Genomic DNA, 16,575 nt, shown 5'->3' on the forward strand with positions numbered 1-16,575 from the left:
CTATGAGCACGATTCCGGCAATGGTCTGCTGGTACGAAGGGATGGCGATGTTGCCGCAACATTTCCAGTTACAGGCGCTGCGCAATGAAATGCTTCCCGCCATGCTGGCGCGGTGCGCCAATCCCGGATTCTGGGGCGTTAACCACCTACATATCGACGAAGCCGCACTGTGTGCCGGTATGCTGCGTATCCTGCGTCTTGAGGCAATCATGCCCGATGGCACGCCGGTTGAGTACGATATCAGCCGCGACTCGCCGCTGGAGTTCGACTGCCAACATCTGCTCCCCGCCGCGCCGGACAGTGAACATATTCTCTGGCTGGCGCTGCCGCCGCTAAACCGCGCCGGACAGTGGCAGTTGATGAATGACCGCTATCGCTCAACGAACAGCGCCCCAATGCCGGATCTGAGCAGCGGAGAATTTCCTGAAAGTATTTCGCTGTGGCAGCCCGCACCACGCCTGGTTTGTCAGCATGAACGCGCCGATTTAATCTGTCTGCCGCTACTTCAGATAGTGTATACCGAAGCAGGATTTCGTCAGAGCGACTGGTTTCCGCCCTCGCCCAGCGTCAGTGAAGAGAGCTATCTTTCCCGCAACACGCGACAACTCTGCTTACAGGCAAGAGAAAAAATTCTGTTTTTAAGCCGGGAAATGCAGTTGGCGCAACAGAGCCAACGCACCAATGACTGGCTGTGGCTAACGCTGTCGTTACAAAGTATTCAAGGGGCTTTACCGCTGCTGGAAAGCCTGATTAACGGTGGGCGTCCACACCCTGAGGATCTTTACCGCGCGCTGTGTTTATTTCTCGGGCAGACGGCAATTCTGACCCAGGATAAAACCCTGCCCTTGCTGCCGACCTTCGATTATCAAAACATGCAGCCGGCATTCGCCTCCCTTTTCACCATGTTGAAAAATCAATTGGCGCATATTCATCGCCGCTATCAACGGATCAACTTCAGCAAACTGGATAACATGTTTTCGCTTCAGCTCCCCGCGAATATCCATGCCGGAGAACAGGTGGTGATTGGTCTGCTGATGCCTGCTGGCAGCACCTCCAGAGCAGAAAGCTGGTTACAAAAGAGCCTTATCGCCAGCCAACCGTTTTTGGCCGTTTTGCGTCGTCAGCGAATGCATGGGATGACACTCACTCCACTGTCCGCCGAACAGCACGGCGACTGGGAAGTCGACAGCAGTATCGCCCTGTTCACGTTAACGCTTACCACCCAGTGGTTTGAAAAAGAGACGCCGCTGGTCATTGCTCCGCTGCATGAAACCGATGACATGCCGCAGCGGATCATGCTTTACCGTCAGGAGGATCGCCATGACGCCTACGAATCCTGATATGCCTGCCTGCCGTCTGTTTGATGACGTCTTCTCTCGCTGGCTGGCGCAGTTTGAACGCTGGAAAAGCACCACGCTGCCGCCTGATGAATTGCACACGGAGGCTTTTGAGTACGCCAGTCAGGCGGTGGCAGAGTATAACCGACGTCTAATCCGTGAATTGGGTACCCCCTTTCAGCAGCAGATTGATGACGCGGTTTACGCCCTGGTCGCGCTGATTGATGAATCTGTACTCTATGGCGACTGGCCAGCCCTCTCACTCTGGCAGAGTTGCCCGCTGGAGTATCATTTGTGGCAGACCCATAGCGCCGGCGATCTGATCCCTCATAAGATCACCGCGTTACTCAATGAGCGCAGCCCCGGACAGCGCGATTTAGCCGCGCTTTATTTACGTTGCCTGACGCTGGGGTTCGGTTCCCGGCGTGACGATTTTGATCCACAGGCCCACCAGGAAACCTGTCAACTGCTATGGCATTTTGCTTTCCAGCATGACGCCAGGTTCAGCGATATTGCCCAGCGAATGGAATCCGCAGCACTGGGAACGCCATTACAGCTTCCGGCGCACCGTCGCCTGCCTGACAACTCACGTCTGCACCTGATTGCCCTCATCATACTGCTCGCTCTGCTGCTGTTAAGCCAACGATTGTGGCTAAGTATTGAAGATGCTATCGGCGTGAATACGTTGCCTGATTTCCCGGTGACCCAGTCCTGCCAGGGAGATTCCAGGTGATGCAACACTGGCTGACTCTGCTGATTATTGTGCTGGTGCTGCTGGCGATGACCCTCTGGTGCGTCTGGTGGCAGTGGGAATACCGCAACGATACGTTCATCCGTGCGCAAAAAGAGATCCAGCGCGCCTGCGGCGGTCAGGATCCTTACGACAGTATGCGCATACTGATGCTGGGCGACGAAGAAGATAACCGTCTGCTTTGTCGCAGTTGGTCACTCACCGACGGCCAGGAGTATTGGTTCGGGCAATGGTGGTTTAACCCTCAGTGTAGTGTTTTGTGCCTGCCGCAACCGTTGCAAACTGCCGGGAAAAAACGGCTTATTCGCCAGAATGACTGGCAAAAAATGCTCGCGGCATTGGTGAAAAGTCGTCCGCAGCGTCCACTGGACGCGCTGATTATCACCCTGTCGCTGGATGCGCTGCAGGGCGATGAGGCCGCTCGCGCCAGCCTACTGAACAACTGCCAACAGCTACAGCAAGTATGTGGGTTGAGTTTACCAGTCTACCTGCTGATAAGCGGTGTAGAAGCACTGGAAGGGGCTTCGTCTTTGTTAGCCATGTTGCCGGAGGAGGCTCGTCACAGCCCCATCGGCAGCGCCATCCCGGTCGCCAGAGAGGCCATCTGGAAGCCACAGTGGATAGACAGCGCGCTGGACAATACCCGAAGCTCACTGCGCATGCTCATCACGGAACTCGGCGCGCTGCGGGGAACTACGCCGGAAGATCTGTTTCGTCTGCCGGAAAACCTCCTGCCGCTAGCCGCCCCGCTGCATGATTATTTCGATTCTCTGTTTAACAGCAACGCCCGCGATGAACCTCCACTATTGCGTGGGATCTGGTTTGTCGCCCGTACGCTAACCCATGATAAACCACGGATGCAGTTTTGCCAGACGCTACTGAGCGGCAAAATTGCCGCCGAGCGTGGTCTGGCGCTCCCGGTCCGCCGCCTGCTGCGCCTGAATCTGCGCCGCCATTTCATTACCCTCGCCTGTTATAGCTGTCTTTGTGTTATCTGGCTGGCGGCAATGATCTGGAGCTGGCAATACCAACATACCAACGCCGTTTTACTACACGATCGTCTGCAAGTGCTGGCCACACAAACCCTGCGCGCCAATAACGCAGGCGAACGATCCACCGCACTGTACTGGCGAGTGCTTAACGGTATTCCACAGTGGCAGTTTCGATCTGTTGTCTGGCCCGGTTCCTTGTTCAGCCATACCGACACAAAATTACGGGACACCTTTAATAACGCCACGTTAGCCAGCCTGTTATTACCTGCGACCAACAGCATCTGTCTGCAAAGTCAAAGTGAGAAGATGTCAGAGCAGGAGGAGCTACTGCCCGAGGAGCGTTACCGCCAGATTCAGCACCTGCTTAGCCAGGCAAAGCAAATGGAGTCGCGTTATTTACCATTACTGCAATTAATGCAGGTGAAGCAACCCACTATACAGACGCTGGCAAACGTCAGCGCCAGTATCTGGGGCGTGACCGTAGATACAGAATCGCTACCGTCGCAGGATCGTCTGAATGGGATGATTGCCACCCTCAACCTTTCACGCCTCAAGTTGCCTGACGCCAGTGAATTAACGCAGCGAAACAGCGAGTATTTTTCTCGCGAAACGATGCGCTGGCTGGAGCAGAATTATGGCAACACCAGTCTGGATAACAACGAAGAGCAGCTCGAACAGTTACTGACGTTATTCAGCAATGACTCACGGGTTACTCCGCTATTTGTGCGTTCCTTAATCCGTCAGGTCAGCCGTTTACAGGCCACGCTAACTACGATTAATAATCTTAGCCGCGATGCGACTCACTCACCTATTCGGCTGCCGTTGGATGAGCTCCTCACCCAGGCACGCACGCTCAGACTGATCGACAATGATGTGATTCAAGAAGTTTTACGTCATGAAGCCTTATTGCGCCAACGCTTTCTGGCACAGGTCGATGGTTCCCGTCTGCATTTCTCCTCACTAACCGAGCAGTCGCCGGAAGGCGAGTTCAGCGTGTCACCGGATGTTGTCGCGCTGCAAAAAAGCCTGCGCGATCTGCTCAATCAACCGTTTTGGCAGCGTGGGGCGAGCCTGCCGACCGACACAACAGCAGGTTATCCCGGGAATCTACAACTCCAGCAGGCACTGGCGCTGTTTGGCGGATATGAGCGTTTTATACAACAACTTCCGGACAGTATCTGGCGTCCCAAACTCACTATGCTGGCCCGGCAAGCAGTTGAAAACGCCATGCTTCAGGCACTGTACACGGGGGCTGCCGAGTCACCTGACCATAGCAATCTCAGTACGGCTAGCGCGGATCAACTCATTGACGCGTTCAACCAGCTTAATCGTCCTCAGTTTGCCATCGCATTACGTCAGCAGGCCGCAGCCCAGGTGATTGCCCGCGTGCGCCAGGACGGCGGCGCGTTACTGCCGGCGATCGCCCCTCCCGCCGTGAATTACGCCACGGCAGAGCAGGCGCAGGTCAGCGGGCAGAAGATTGCCGGTTGGGCCAACGCGCAAGCCGCGCAAATCTCCGGCGCATTGACCCGCTATCAGCAGGATATCGACTGGCTCGACAAACAGCGTCCATGGCTTACCACGACGGAAAACCAGCTTATCGTCCGCTGGAGCAGTTCACTGGCCACAATGCAGCGGCTGCAACAACAGGATCCTGGCAGCCCGCCGATGCAAATGACCACGCTTGCCGCCGCGCTGCCCACGCTTTCCGCTCAGAATTGTCAGAGCGAGCTGGCGCAATTCACCACTTCCGGCGGTAACGATTTTTACAGCCAATCGCTGAACGCGCTGGTAAACGCATCGCAGCAAACATGCCAGCAGCTACGCCAGCAGGCGAGCATTGGCGCGGTGGGGCAAATCTTCACACTGTACAACGTCTGGCTGGCGGGGCATTTCCCCTTTACCGCCGCGCCACAGGCACCGGATGCCGATGTCGATCGGGTTCGCGAACTCACGACTTTACTCGCGCAGCTCCCTCCAGAAACGCTCTCTGCGCAGCCGCCATTGATTCAACAACTGGCGGCGGCGCAGCCATTACTTTCCGCGCTGGTCAGTCCGGAAGGGGTTACGTTACGCGTTATCTGGCGCACTTCTCGTAACCGCGAGGTCGGCGCTGACCAAATTGCCGACTGGCGGCTTACCGGCAATCAACAGGCAATAAGCTACCCCGGCGGCACGACGGATCTGCACTGGCGTAGCGGAGACAGCCTTAACTTTAGTCTACGCTGGGCAACTAACTCCGCCTGGCGACCAATGCCAGGTCTGTCACAGACAGGTGTAACGGTAAGCGGTGATACTGGTCGCTGGCGCTGGCAGGGGGCATGGTCACTGCTGAGGATGATCAAACAACAGCGCGTCGGCGGCGCGCTGGCGCAACCGCTGCCATTACGCTTTTCGCTTCCTGTGGGAGATGGTCAGCAACAGTTACAAACCACCGTCTTTTGGCAGATCGCGCTGTTGGATGCACAGGGCAAAGCGCCGCTACCGTGGGTACCGCTTACCGAACAAGGATTATCACAAGGAAAATGATGGAACATATTCAGGCATTACTGGCGCCTATTCAGGCGGATAAACCGTGCGGAGACGCGATCCGCTATTCACCAGAGTTCGACCGACTGGTCGCCGCTCGCCAGCAGGATGACGAAACGCTGCCCACTGGCGTCTGGCAAAGCACGCCGCGACGCGCTGACTGGGACGCCGTCGCACAGATCGCCACGTCGCTGACAAAAACGCTCAGCAAGGATCTGGTGATTATGAGCTGGCTGGGTGAGGCATGGATTCGGTCACAAGGCTTAACGTCTTTGCCCGATGCGCTGGCATTGGCCACGCTGGCGCTGGAGCGTTATCCAGAGGAATTGCACCCAAAAATCAAAGAGGGCGACTATGATTATCGCGCCGCCCCACTTTGCTGGATGGCGCAGCATTACGCCGTTCTGGTCGCCGAAGCTCCGCTATTTATAGCGAATGGAGAGCATATCTCCTTATCACAGTGGCAGCAGGGAAAATTATCAGACGTTCCCCTACCTGGGGCGGAAGAGTCGACCGTTACGGCGCTAACAGCAAGTCTTGAATGGCTTACGCGGCTTAATACCGTATGTCAGGGCTGGCCCGCAGCATCCGCACCGTCTTTCAATCCGCTGGAACAAAAAATTAAAACCTGCCTGCAAGCATTGGGGGCTAACTTGCCAGCCCCCTCACAGCCTGTCGTACAAGAAGCGGCACCAGCGCCTGGTAATCCCGTTGCATTTGCCCACCGCGGGGAAGCGTATCGGATGATTAAAGAGGTCGCGGATTACCTGGCACGTACTGAACCACACAGCCCGGTGCCTTATCTGCTCTATCGCGCCTTTGCCTGGGGGAATACGCCGCTACCTGAATTGCTCAATGAACTGATTAGCGGCGATGAGTCCGCTCGCCGACTGTGGAAACAATTGGGGGTACTGCCATGAGTTGTCCTGCCGTATGTACTGGCGCGATGCTGCAATGCTCGTTTGGTATAGCGCCAGCTACGCTGAACGTGTTGCCCACCAGCCGAACCATCGTCAACAACCTGCCGATGGCGAATATTATGGATAACAAACCGTTTGTAAACATTCTGCCGTTCGGGATGTGCAACAGCATCGCTAACCCGACCGTTGCAGCCGCAACCGCGGCGGCGCTCGGCGTGCTGACGCCAATGCCGTGTATCCCCGCCATACCGGCCCCTTGGGCGCCGGGCTCACCCACGGTATTAGTGGGAAATATGCCCGCACTCACCGCCCAGTCAAAGCTGATTTGCATGTGGGGCGGCGTGATCCAGATTAGCTTCCCCGGCCAGGTAATGACCGTGGTGCCGTGATGTGATGCCCTTGAAATTAAGGGGGGAACGATTGCAGGAGACGACGCTGCAGGATAATCGCAGCGTCTTTAAAAGCGACTCACGCACTCCATGGCGACCGTTTTGAACTCGGTGAAATTCCGGCAGCCGCAGAGTCGCGTCATGGCCCGCTCGCGCAGGAAAGTGACGAAAATATCGTAGATAGCCATTGCTTCTTCATACTCGCTTTTACTGATGGCGAGCAGGAAGATCACGTGCGCCGTCTCATCGCCCCAGGCAATACCCTGCGGGGCGAGAATGGTGTAGACCACCGTTTTCTTTGCCAACAGACCGAGGGAGTGCGGCAGGGCGATGCCGTCACCCAGCATAGTGCTGACGATGGCCTCACGCTCGACCACCGAATCAAGAAACTCCGCATCAACAAAGCCTTCATCCTGCAGCTGACGGCATAGTGTATTGAACAACGTTTGTTGATCCATTGGGCCATCGATAACGCGGAAATGGGCGGCATCGAAAAATTTGTTCAGCATCCACGGACGGGTTCTGTCGACCAGCACCAGTTTGCCAATCTGCTCCAGTTGATAATCGGTAGGAAACGGCGCAATCATCACCACAGGCTTATCTTTTTCTCCGAGCCGCGCGGTTGAAATCACGAAGTCTTCGCTGATGCTTTCCCGCTGTTCGTAGTCGCGTAGCGTCACGGTATCGACGATTTCTATCTGCGGATACTTACGTGCCAACACCGCTTCAATCATCCGTGCCATCGCATTTCCGGCATCGCATACCAGCAGAACTTTCGGTTGCCTTTGATAACCAATGTTGTAACTACGTTCCAGTCCAACGCCGATATGCAGGACAAGGAAACCAATCTCATTTTCACTGATGGTGTACGGCGTATATTTGCCCCATCCCGAGACGGCGGCCAGGGTCATATCCCATGCCATCGGATAGTGTTGTTTAATATTTTCCAGTAGCGGATTGGGGATCATTATCTGGTAACGCACCCGGGTGATCATCGTTTTAATATGCGTCAGCAGGTCGGCATGTAACTGCTTGTCATTCAACAGGTTGTAGTTGTACTGGCTATTGATAAAACGCAGGATGTAATTGACCAGCGCTTCATCATCATCCGCATTAATAGCACTGGGAGCGATCTCCTGAACCTGGCGAGCAGCAATATGCACCTGCAGCCAGTTCTCTTCAGAAATGGAGAGCGGTTTATCCGCCAACCGATGCAATACCGCCGCGATTTCCCGTGTGGCCAGGCATACAGATTGCTCGGCTTCTTCTGCGGCAAATTCCGGTAGCGGATACCCTTCGCTAATCCGCCGTACCGCCACCGCGCAGTACAAGCGCAAAAACAGCTCGCCCTCATCGGTCAGGCGGATATGAAAACGGGCGAAAATGTCCTGCAAAACGGGTTGCAGCCGCTCAGGAAGCCCGGCATTCAATGCTTCTTCCGTCACCAATGGGTGCTGCGGATCCTGCTGTGCCAGCATCCACAACAGATCGGTCAAACAGGCGCGGATCGCCATCTCGCTGCCGAACAGCTTCATGCCGTGTCGCGGGCGCGTTTCCAGCGTCAGATGATAACGTTGCAGATGCTCGCGCACCTCTGCCATATCGTTTTGCAGCGTCGCGCGACTGATAAACCATTCATCAGCCAAATCTTCCAGCTTCAGTGAAAAGGCCGAAGTCAGAAAGCGAACCACCAGCCAGTGAACCCGTTCCTGGCTGGTCCGTGGGATACGCAGCAACGAGTCGGGCTGCTGCGTCTGCAGGGTATGAAAACTTGCCGGATCGTCAATTTTGAGCTGATAACCGTTACCCCGGCTGAGGACAAACTGCGCGCCATACTGGGAGAGCAGCGCGTTTAGCGCGGTGATGTCCGCCCGTACGGTGCGTGTGGAAACCGACAACCGCTGCGCCAGCTCGTCCTGTGGAAGCGCTTCGTTTTGCAACATGCCAAATAGCTGCGCTAAACGTTGGTTGGGGAATCGCACGTCAGTTTCCTCATCTGTCAATTAGCTTACGCAGGCCCGGGTCATCGCCATCAGTTGGCGTACGTCGTCCGGACGGGTGTTACCACTCACCTTATCAATAATCGAACTATAGATGTGAGGAATGATTTTGCTCACGCCGGCATCGAGGGCGATCTGCAGGATTTCACTGAAATTATCCAGATCGATCCCGCCCGTTGGCTCCAGCCAGAAGTCATGGCGCGCGCAGGCCCGGGCGACCGCGATGTACTCGTCACGGCATTGCAGGCCGCCCATTGGAAAGTATTTAATTGAGCTACCGCCCATATCTTTGAGCAGCGCAATGGCGGTTTCTACCGGCACAATGCCGTCCGGCGCTTTGCTGCTTAGCGGACCGGTGGATATCTTTACCAGTCCCGGCGTACCGGTTGGTGAAACCAGACCGTTGACCACCGTGTCCTGCTGGCCCAGCAGCGCGCGACTGGTCGCCACGCCGGTAAAGACCTGATTAACATGCTGTGGCTGCACCTGACGGGAAATTTCACTGACCATCGCCGACTGGTTAGGATCGCCCGCCCCCAGCCCCACGGAGAGCGCATTGTCGATAAGCGCCGCGTATTCACGCATATCCGTTACCGCGCTTGCGACATCCGGGTAATTTTTTGACAGTACGCCAACCAGCACGTGCCCTTCCGCCGCCGCGTAAATCTCCCGGGCGTTTTCTTTGGAGCCTGCCAGTACGTTCAGGCAGACGCGGTCGCGATAAAAATTAGGGATCAGTTTCATGCTTTTTTCTCCTGCGAAATCACTTCACCAATTCGACGGGCCACAATCTCCAGTTGCGCGCGATCAACGCTGCGTACATCGGCTTCGATAATGCCTTCGTTGGCTTTGTAACCGCGGAAGTAAATCGCGTACTCCCCTTGCTTCAGCGCGTCGACCAGTTCGCCCGTGGCGATCCCGGTTACCGCTTCGTCAAACTTAATTTCCGTGCGTGCGATGTCGCGCCCTGCGCTGTCCCACACCACGCGGGCGCTCACGCCGTGAAGCTGATTCAAGTTATTAATAAACGGCGTCATTTTCTCGACCATTTCCGCACCGCTCTCTTTCTGCGCGTTGAGGTACAGTTCAATAGCGCAGGTCAGGCCAAGTATTCCCTCTTTACCCACCTTCATTGCCCGGCCAATACCCACCGTTTGACGTTTTACCCACTCAACGTATTGAGTTTTACCGATCACCAGACCGCTGGTTGGCCCCTCAATCGCCTTCGCGCCGCTGTAGATAACGAGATCTGCGCCCACGCGGTAGTAGCACTGCAAATCTTCTTCCGCCGCCGCGTCCACAATCAGCGGTAGATTATGCGTGCGCGCCACCACCGCAGCCTGCTCCACGCTGAGCATACTTTTCTGTACGCAGTGGTGAGATTTGATATACAGAATGGCCGCGGTGCGCGGTGTGATGGCCGCTGCCAGTTGCGCCGCGGAACATTCATTGGCATAACCGGCTTCTACGACCTTGCCGCCGCCAAGCGCTACCATGGTGCCCACCGGCGCGCCAAAGTTGACGTTGTGGCCTCTGGGCAACACGATTTCGTTGTTGTCGATGGGCGTGACGTGCAGGTTCTCCAGCAACCAGTCGCTGTCTTTAACCAGCACAGCCGCGACCGACTGGGCGATCCCGGCCGAAGCGCAGGAGACAACGGTTGCCCCTTCCACTTCCAGCAATTTCGCGATGTAGTCACCGGTTTTATTCACCAGGTCTTTCATCTCAAAGTATTGGTTCATCCCCGCCATCGCGGCCTCAACCACTTCGGGTCGTGGCGTAGAGACACCCAGCGCCGTCATGCGGCCTGATGTGTTAATCACCTGTTTTAATTTGTATTTCTCAAAAATCGAAGGCATGTTCCGCGCTCCCTTGTTCGGTCATATAGCCCTTACCCGCACGTATTGCGGCAAGCGGCACCAGCAGTTGTTCAGCCTGCAGGCTGTCGTTTTCTGCATCTACCAGCACGGTTGGCTGGCGCTTAAGCGTAAAGAGGGTTAAATCGGCATCCAGACCGACCTGCAGTCGCCCCTTCTGTTTCAGGCGCAGACCATCGGCAGCATGGGCGGTAACGCATTCAATGACCTGCGGAAGCGACATGCCAATGGCGAGGAATTTCGACATTACATTCGCCAGGGAATGCACCGGGCCGCTGATACGGTTGCGACAGTAAATATCGGAGCTGATGGTGTGCGGCAAAATACCCAGGCCGATAGCGCGTTTTGCCACCGCAAAGCTCAGGCTGGCGGTGCCATGCCCAACATCCAGACGCACACCGCGTGAAATCGCCCGCGTCACTGACGCCCGCAACTCACCTTGCGGCGTCAGAATGCGGTTCGGCTTACCGTTGTAGCAGTGGGTAATAATGTCGCCCGCGGTGAGGCGTTCGGCGATCTCATCCAGATCTGGCGGGTTGTTGCCGATGTGTACCATCAGCGGCAGGTCGCCGTTTTGCGCCTGCATCGCTTTGGCGCGATCCAGCGGCGTGATGCCGTTAACCCCTACCACGCTGCTGCTCATGCGCGCCTTCAGGCCGACGATAAAGTCCGGGTGACGTTTCACCGCCAGCCGCACCGCATCGGCGTCAATGTTGGCCATGTCAGCCAGCTCGTTTTGGGCAATAAGCCCAACGCGTGAAACATTCAGCAGCGCATATACTTCGGTGGCCGCGCCACGGGTCAGCGTGTAAAAATCGTCAATATCATCAGCGCCAGTACTCCCGGCATCCACTACGGTGGTTACGCCAGTGGCAATACCCACGCTGTCCGGTTCGTCGTGGTAAATCGGCGATTTCGGGTAGCAGTGAACGTGAGAATCAATCCAACCCGCGCTAACGTAACATTCGCCGCGCAGGTCAATGGTTTTCAGCGCCGGACCATCAACGTCACCCAACGCCGCGATTTTGCCATCCTGAAGGGCAATATTAGTCAGCGTGTCATCGACCAGACGCGCATGGCGCAGGAGTAAATCAAACATCGTTCTCTCCTTTGCCGGATGGCGGTGTAACCGCCTTATCCGGCCTACAAATCAACAGTTAGCTAATCGCAATCGGGAAGATGGAACCGAGGATCATCGCGCCGAGAATCGCCCCGCCGGTGATCGGTTTTTGCCAGATATAAAACAGCAGCGCACCCAGCAGCGAACCCACGCCAATCGGAATAGAGGCCGTCATCGCGCTGAGGATAATCAAGGGACCGAGGAAGCGGCCAGAAGCGTTACCGGCCCCCATCATCACGTCCGCTCCGTAGGTTGAGTCACTCTGATTGATGGTGAACTTACGCGCCAGAATGATGATGTAGCCAATCGCCAGACCAATCACCAGGCCGGTGACCAGCGAGGCAGCGAAGTTGGCGACCGGGAAGATAATGCCCGCGCCCAGCAGCAGCGCCGGAACGCCTAACCCGACCCCGGTTTGGATCGCCCCGCCGATATCCAGAATCCCCACCAGCGAACCTTCAATGATGCGGGCAAACAGGAAGCTGGCGCCAAATGCCGCTACCGCCCCGTAGGAGCCGGTGTCCATTCCCGCTTTCAACATCGCCACGAACGCCACTTCGTTGAATGCGCCGATACCGTACAGGTAGTACATGTGCGTTCCGGCAAACACGCCGGATGAGAGCAGGCCAACGAAGATCGGGAACGACCAGTCGGCGAACCAAAAACCTTTATTCTGTTCCATGATGGCCTCCGTCATTTACCGCTGAGCGAGTTATGGATAAGTTCCAACCAGTCAGGCACGGTCAGATGGAAGGATTCGATCATCTTCATGTCGAAGCCGCGGAAGAAGCCGCTCAGGACGAACAGCGCGACGATAGCCACCATCATCACTTTCGTCACGTGGTTCCAGCCGCTCTCTTCAACACCTTTGCCGATCAAAATGCCCAGAACCAGACCCGGGACGGCGTTACCCATAATTAACTGCGCCGCGCCGCCAAAAACGGTAGCCCAGAAGCCGGATTTCTTGCCGGCATCAATCGCCGCCAGCCAGAAGATCACTGGCATCACGGTGTTGACCAGCAGGTTTGCCGCGGGCACCAGCACCTTAACAGCAGTAACCTGTAGCGCTTCCGGTACGGATGACGCGGTGAGGTTCAGGAAGGTCACGACAATCATGCCGATAACACCGCAGGCGATCGCCATGCGCTTAGGATCGTGCAGCGTTTCACCAACGTTGCGATTTTTGATCATCAGCGCGGCGGCCCCCCAGTTGGGGATGATGCGATGGTCGACGTCCTGCGTGAACGCCCCTGCGGCAACGGAAGAAGCCCAGGCGTTAAAGAAAAAGCCCAGACCGAATGAGAAGTGAGAAGCCGGATCCCCTTCACAGGAATTCAGTTCTCCCAGAGTACGAAACGCGCCCATCCCTTGAGTGGTCGGCGCATGAAACATGCGTGCAGCCCCAGCGCCGACACCGACGCCAACCAGGCCGCCGATGATGAGCGATTTTATTAATATTATCAGGAACATAATTATGCCTTTTAATAAAAGATCAGCGTTGCGTAACGAAATCCACCTTGTCGAGATTGATGGCAGTCACGTTGACGGTCACGTCCAGCTCCACGCTGAAGGTGCGTCTTTCCCGGCGCAGGAAGAGGAACAAAAACGCCTCTTTGCGCACCGTTTCACGCGCTTGAACAACCTGCACATCCTGTGGCTCAATACGCAGTAAGATATGCGGGGACGCTTTCATCACCGCAGCCTGAACGTGGTTCAGGGCGTCGGCAAAGGCGCGCGCTTTGGCCTCCCCCTTGCCCGTGACTCTCACCGTGGTGGTGAATTGCTCTTTCATGCTTAAGCGCCGTATTTCTTTTGCCACGCCTGTACCAGGCGCTCGCCGAGTTCTTCTTTGTCCATAAAACCGAACCCCAGTACGTTGCAGCCTTCGTTGATAGCGGTTACCCCTTCATCGACCGAGCGCATGCCATATTTCGCCTTGTAGCCATATTTGGTTTGCGCGGTAATCGCGCCCGCCCCGCCGCTGCCGCAAAACGAGATCCCAAAGGTGGCGTTTTCCGCTTTCATCACATCGCCCAGCTTCATATCTGCCGCGACACCCGGCACCACGACCGCGCGGCCACCCGCTTTCTCAACGCCTGCCGCCACTTTCTGGCCTTTACCCAGGCGATCGCCAATCACTACGGTAATTTGATCCATCTTTTGCTCCTTAAAGGTTGTCTTTCGCGACTTCGAAGTGCACCGACAGCAGCCAGGCCTCTTCCTCAGGAAGATTGCCAAACTCAGCGACCACGTCGCGGGCAAGCGCCATTGATTCGGCAGATATTTCATCAAACAAGCTGGCATCGACTTCTGGTAAGGGTTCACCCGTTACCGAGCGGTGCGCCATGGCGCGAACATGCGACGTCAGCATCTGTTCCTGTACGGCGTTGGGAATAATGTGGCGTTCACGCAGCAAGGCATACACCTGCGCCAGCATGCGGTCGGCCAGTTCAACCGATTCCCCCATGTCATTCATTACAGCTCCGTTATTCACTCGTCTTACCCCACTAATGGCTCTGAGGGTAAATTAGCGGCGGGGGTTAAAAGTTTGTAGCGAGTTGTTTTCCACTTCGAAGTGGAAAGAGGCGCAGCGATAGTGATCAATGCCGCAGAAAAGGCGATATTTGCGCTTTAGTGGCGGGAAACTGTGACGGGTATCGCAAGAGATGAGCAGAAAACAGCCAGTTCGGCGAATGACTTCTCTAACTCTAAAGTTGAAAAAATGTGACGGGGATAGCCTTTGGCGTCTTATCCGGCCTACGATTTGCAGGCCGGATAGAGCAAATTAACGGAACTTCTTGTGGTTTTCGTTGCGTGTTTTTTTCAGGTCTTCCGCAACGGCTTTCGCCTCTTTGACTTTACCTTCGTTCGCCAGCTTCAACGCACCGTCGATCTGACCGATCAGCGTGTCAAAGCCGTGGCGGAAATCCTTCATCTCCGGGCTGTCCGGGGATTTGTTTTCCAGCTTCGGCGGCGTTCCCTTTTGCGCGTCCAGCGCGGCTGCACGCATTTTGGTTAACGCGTCTTTCAGCTCAGTCGCATTATCCGTTTTTTCGACGATTTTCAGGTTGTCGTTGAGGATCCCCATATCGTCTTCAAGATCGGCTGCAAACGCAGAAGAACCAAGAATCAGCGTTGAAGCTGCGACGATCGCTAACAGGTGTTTACGCATTGCTCACTTCCTTTTTTATTATTCAAAAATAAACAAACGCCAGATACCCTCAATAATTCACGCCACAGCTTGAAGTATGACGGGTATTATTGCCCGGCGATCTTCATCTCCGGCAACAGGACTGAACCACACTGAATATTACTGCGCGTTTCAATATCGTTGCCAACGGTGACGATATTACGCCACATCTCTTTTAAGTTACCGGCGATGGTAATTTCACTCACCGGATACTGAATTTCGCCGTTTTCGACCCAGAAGCCCGCCGCACCGCGCGAGTAATCGCCGGTAATGCCGCTTACGCCCTGCCCCATCAGCTCAGTCACCACCAGGCCCGTGCCCATCTCTTTGAGCATCTGCTCGAAGCTTAGACCTTGTCCGGGAATACGCCAGTTGTGAATACCGCCCGCATGACCGGTGCTCTTCAGCCCCAGCTTACGGGCAGAGTAGTTGGTCAGCAGCCACTGGGTCAAAATGCCGTCTTTAATAATGTCACGGCGCTCTGTGCGTACGCCTTCGCTGTCAAATGGCGAGGAGGCCAGCCCTTTCAGCAGATGGGGATGCTCTTCAATGGTCAACCATTCCGGCAGAATTTGTTTGCCCAGCGAGTCCAGCAGGAAGGTGGATTTGCGATATACAGAGCCACCAGCAATCGCGCCGACCAGGTGTCCGAACAGTCCGGTCGCCACTTCATTGGCGAAAATAACCGGCGCTTTCATGGTGGAAAGCTTACGCGGAGACAGGCGCGATAAGGTACGGCGCGCACAGTCTGCCCCTACCCATTCCGGCGTTTGTAAATCGCCCATCGCCCGGCCAATGGTGTAAGCGTAATCACGCTCCATATCGCCATTTTCTTCCGCGATCACGCAGCTGGAAAGGGAATGACGCGTGGAGCAGTAGCCCTGCAGCATGCCGTGGCTGTTACCAAACACTTTGATGCCATAGTGGCTGTTAAAGCTGCCGCCTTCGGTATTGGTGATACGCTTATCAGCCTGCAGCGCCGCCTGTTCAGCACGAGCAGCCAGTTCGATAGCTTCGTCAGGGGAAACGTCCGCGGGGTGGAACAGGTCCAAATCGGGCGCATCAAAGGCCAGCAGTTCTTTATCTGCCACGCCCGCGCACGGATCCGGCGAGGTGTAACGAGCGATGTCCAGCGCGGCCTGCACGGTACGGGCAATCGCCTGCGGGCTTAAATCGGTGGAGGATGCGCTGCCCTTACGGTTCTGGTGATAAACCGTAATCCCCAGCGCACCATCGCTATTGAATTCTACGTTCTCCACTTCACCATAACGGGTGCTGACGCTAATACCCGTGGTCTTGCTAACAGCGACTTCCGCGCCATCCGACTTACCTGACGCTAATTCCAGAGCTGTCGAGACCGCTTCTTCCAGAATCTTACGCTGCGCTTCAACTTGTGAGATTACTTTCATCGCAAATGCCATAATGTAGAGAGAGTTTCTCTGAAGTCTAACAGAGAACCGTTTTTCAGTG

General features: G+C 55.7%; 16 protein-coding genes. 5 read left to right on the top strand and 11 right to left on the bottom strand.

Going from position 1 to position 16,575, the window contains the following annotated elements:
* The first annotated feature begins 2 nt into the window (after positions 1-2).
* From tssK to ICA20_RS21915, 5 genes are read left to right on the top strand one after another with little or no spacing between them, the layout of a single operon-like run.
* Positions 3-1,340: a type VI secretion system baseplate subunit TssK gene (tssK, locus tag ICA20_RS21895; RefSeq protein ID WP_038636681.1), complete on the top strand. Its 1,338-nt coding sequence runs from the start codon at positions 3-5 to the stop codon at positions 1,338-1,340.
* Entirely contained in the window at positions 1,321-2,070 is a 750-nt protein-coding gene (locus ICA20_RS21900) for a DotU family type IV/VI secretion system protein (protein ID WP_038636678.1), read from the top strand. Before tssK ends, ICA20_RS21900 begins: the two co-directional genes overlap by 20 nt.
* Positions 2,070-5,609, top strand: a complete 3,540-nt coding sequence (locus tag ICA20_RS21905) for a type VI secretion protein IcmF/TssM N-terminal domain-containing protein (RefSeq protein WP_217427831.1) — start codon at positions 2,070-2,072, stop codon at positions 5,607-5,609. Before ICA20_RS21900 ends, ICA20_RS21905 begins: the two co-directional genes overlap by 1 nt.
* The gene (locus ICA20_RS21910; RefSeq protein WP_230592270.1) at positions 5,606-6,529 is read left to right on the top strand and encodes a type VI secretion system ImpA family N-terminal domain-containing protein; all 924 of its coding nucleotides are present in this window, start codon (positions 5,606-5,608) and stop codon (positions 6,527-6,529) included. Before ICA20_RS21905 ends, ICA20_RS21910 begins: the two co-directional genes overlap by 4 nt.
* A complete protein-coding gene (locus ICA20_RS21915; protein WP_038636670.1) occupies positions 6,526-6,918 on the top strand; it encodes a DUF4280 domain-containing protein in 393 nt (130 codons plus the stop codon). Before ICA20_RS21910 ends, ICA20_RS21915 begins: the two co-directional genes overlap by 4 nt.
* A 68-nt stretch (positions 6,919-6,986) precedes the next feature.
* On the opposite strand, the gene ICA20_RS21920 is transcribed toward ICA20_RS21915, so the two are convergent.
* From ICA20_RS21920 to pmbA, 11 genes are all read right to left on the bottom strand, one after another.
* Positions 6,987-8,900: a BglG family transcription antiterminator gene (locus ICA20_RS21920; RefSeq protein ID WP_038636668.1), complete on the bottom strand. Its 1,914-nt coding sequence runs from the start codon at positions 8,898-8,900 to the stop codon at positions 6,987-6,989.
* Between the two features lie 21 nt (positions 8,901-8,921).
* On the bottom strand, positions 8,922-9,662 hold the full coding sequence (locus ICA20_RS21925; protein WP_038636665.1) for a KDGP aldolase family protein: 741 nt from the start codon (positions 9,660-9,662) through the stop codon (positions 8,922-8,924).
* Positions 9,659-10,777: a DgaE family pyridoxal phosphate-dependent ammonia lyase gene (locus tag ICA20_RS21930; RefSeq protein ID WP_038636660.1), complete on the bottom strand. Its 1,119-nt coding sequence runs from the start codon at positions 10,775-10,777 to the stop codon at positions 9,659-9,661. The genes ICA20_RS21925 and ICA20_RS21930 overlap by 4 nt, the downstream gene beginning before the upstream one ends.
* Positions 10,761-11,894: an amidohydrolase/deacetylase family metallohydrolase gene (locus ICA20_RS21935; RefSeq protein WP_038636656.1), complete on the bottom strand. Its 1,134-nt coding sequence runs from the start codon at positions 11,892-11,894 to the stop codon at positions 10,761-10,763. Before ICA20_RS21935 ends, ICA20_RS21930 begins: the two co-directional genes overlap by 17 nt.
* A gap of 58 nt (positions 11,895-11,952) precedes the next feature.
* Positions 11,953-12,597, bottom strand: coding sequence for a DUF4310 family protein (locus ICA20_RS21940; RefSeq protein WP_038636652.1), 645 nt, complete (start codon positions 12,595-12,597; stop codon positions 11,953-11,955).
* 11 nt (positions 12,598-12,608) lie between these two features.
* On the bottom strand, positions 12,609-13,385 hold the full coding sequence (locus ICA20_RS21945; protein ID WP_006686375.1) for a DUF4311 domain-containing protein: 777 nt from the start codon (positions 13,383-13,385) through the stop codon (positions 12,609-12,611).
* 22 nt (positions 13,386-13,407) lie between these two features.
* Positions 13,408-13,707 carry a DUF4312 family protein gene (locus ICA20_RS21950; protein WP_038636649.1) on the bottom strand — a complete coding sequence of 100 codons (300 nt, stop codon included), beginning with the start codon at positions 13,705-13,707 and terminating at the stop codon, positions 13,408-13,410.
* A gap of 2 nt (positions 13,708-13,709) precedes the next feature.
* On the bottom strand, positions 13,710-14,072 hold the full coding sequence (locus ICA20_RS21955; RefSeq protein ID WP_038636646.1) for an SFCGS family glycine-rich protein: 363 nt from the start codon (positions 14,070-14,072) through the stop codon (positions 13,710-13,712).
* Positions 14,073-14,082: 10 nt separating this feature from the next.
* Complete coding sequence (locus ICA20_RS21960) at positions 14,083-14,391, bottom strand: PRD domain-containing protein (protein ID WP_016151467.1); 309 nt, start codon at positions 14,389-14,391, stop codon at positions 14,083-14,085.
* A 309-nt stretch (positions 14,392-14,700) separates the two neighbouring features.
* On the bottom strand, positions 14,701-15,087 hold the full coding sequence (cybC, locus tag ICA20_RS21965) for a cytochrome b562 (protein ID WP_038636643.1): 387 nt from the start codon (positions 15,085-15,087) through the stop codon (positions 14,701-14,703).
* Between the two features lie 86 nt (positions 15,088-15,173).
* Entirely contained in the window at positions 15,174-16,526 is a 1,353-nt protein-coding gene (pmbA, locus tag ICA20_RS21970; protein WP_038636641.1) for a metalloprotease PmbA, read from the bottom strand.
* Positions 16,527-16,575 lie beyond the last annotated feature (49 nt).

Source organism: Citrobacter sp. C5_2, assembly GCF_014596845.2.
GTDB classification, from domain to species: Bacteria; Pseudomonadota; Gammaproteobacteria; order Enterobacterales; family Enterobacteriaceae; genus Citrobacter; species Citrobacter werkmanii.

Excerpts from the sequence above, each read along its gene's own strand:
- ICA20_RS21960 (WP_016151467.1), bottom strand. The coding sequence starts at position 14,391 with ATGAATGACATGGGGGAATCGGTTGAACTGGCCGACCGCATGCTGGCG.
- ICA20_RS21910 (WP_230592270.1), top strand. The coding sequence starts at position 5,606 with ATGATGGAACATATTCAGGCATTACTGGCGCCTATTCAGGCGGATAAA.
- ICA20_RS21930 (WP_038636660.1), bottom strand. The coding sequence starts at position 10,777 with ATGCCTTCGATTTTTGAGAAATACAAATTAAAACAGGTGATTAACACA.
- pmbA (WP_038636641.1), bottom strand. The coding sequence starts at position 16,526 with ATGGCATTTGCGATGAAAGTAATCTCACAAGTTGAAGCGCAGCGTAAG.
- ICA20_RS21900 (WP_038636678.1), top strand. The coding sequence starts at position 1,321 with ATGACGCCTACGAATCCTGATATGCCTGCCTGCCGTCTGTTTGATGAC.
- tssK (WP_038636681.1), top strand. The coding sequence starts at position 3 with ATGAGCACGATTCCGGCAATGGTCTGCTGGTACGAAGGGATGGCGATG.
- ICA20_RS21915 (WP_038636670.1), top strand. The coding sequence starts at position 6,526 with ATGAGTTGTCCTGCCGTATGTACTGGCGCGATGCTGCAATGCTCGTTT.
- ICA20_RS21945 (WP_006686375.1), bottom strand. The coding sequence starts at position 13,385 with ATGTTCCTGATAATATTAATAAAATCGCTCATCATCGGCGGCCTGGTT.
- ICA20_RS21950 (WP_038636649.1), bottom strand. The coding sequence starts at position 13,707 with ATGAAAGAGCAATTCACCACCACGGTGAGAGTCACGGGCAAGGGGGAG.
- ICA20_RS21935 (WP_038636656.1), bottom strand. The coding sequence starts at position 11,894 with ATGTTTGATTTACTCCTGCGCCATGCGCGTCTGGTCGATGACACGCTG.
- ICA20_RS21940 (WP_038636652.1), bottom strand. The coding sequence starts at position 12,597 with ATGGAACAGAATAAAGGTTTTTGGTTCGCCGACTGGTCGTTCCCGATC.
- ICA20_RS21925 (WP_038636665.1), bottom strand. The coding sequence starts at position 9,662 with ATGAAACTGATCCCTAATTTTTATCGCGACCGCGTCTGCCTGAACGTA.
- ICA20_RS21905 (WP_217427831.1), top strand. The coding sequence starts at position 2,070 with ATGCAACACTGGCTGACTCTGCTGATTATTGTGCTGGTGCTGCTGGCG.
- cybC (WP_038636643.1), bottom strand. The coding sequence starts at position 15,087 with ATGCGTAAACACCTGTTAGCGATCGTCGCAGCTTCAACGCTGATTCTT.
- ICA20_RS21955 (WP_038636646.1), bottom strand. The coding sequence starts at position 14,072 with ATGGATCAAATTACCGTAGTGATTGGCGATCGCCTGGGTAAAGGCCAG.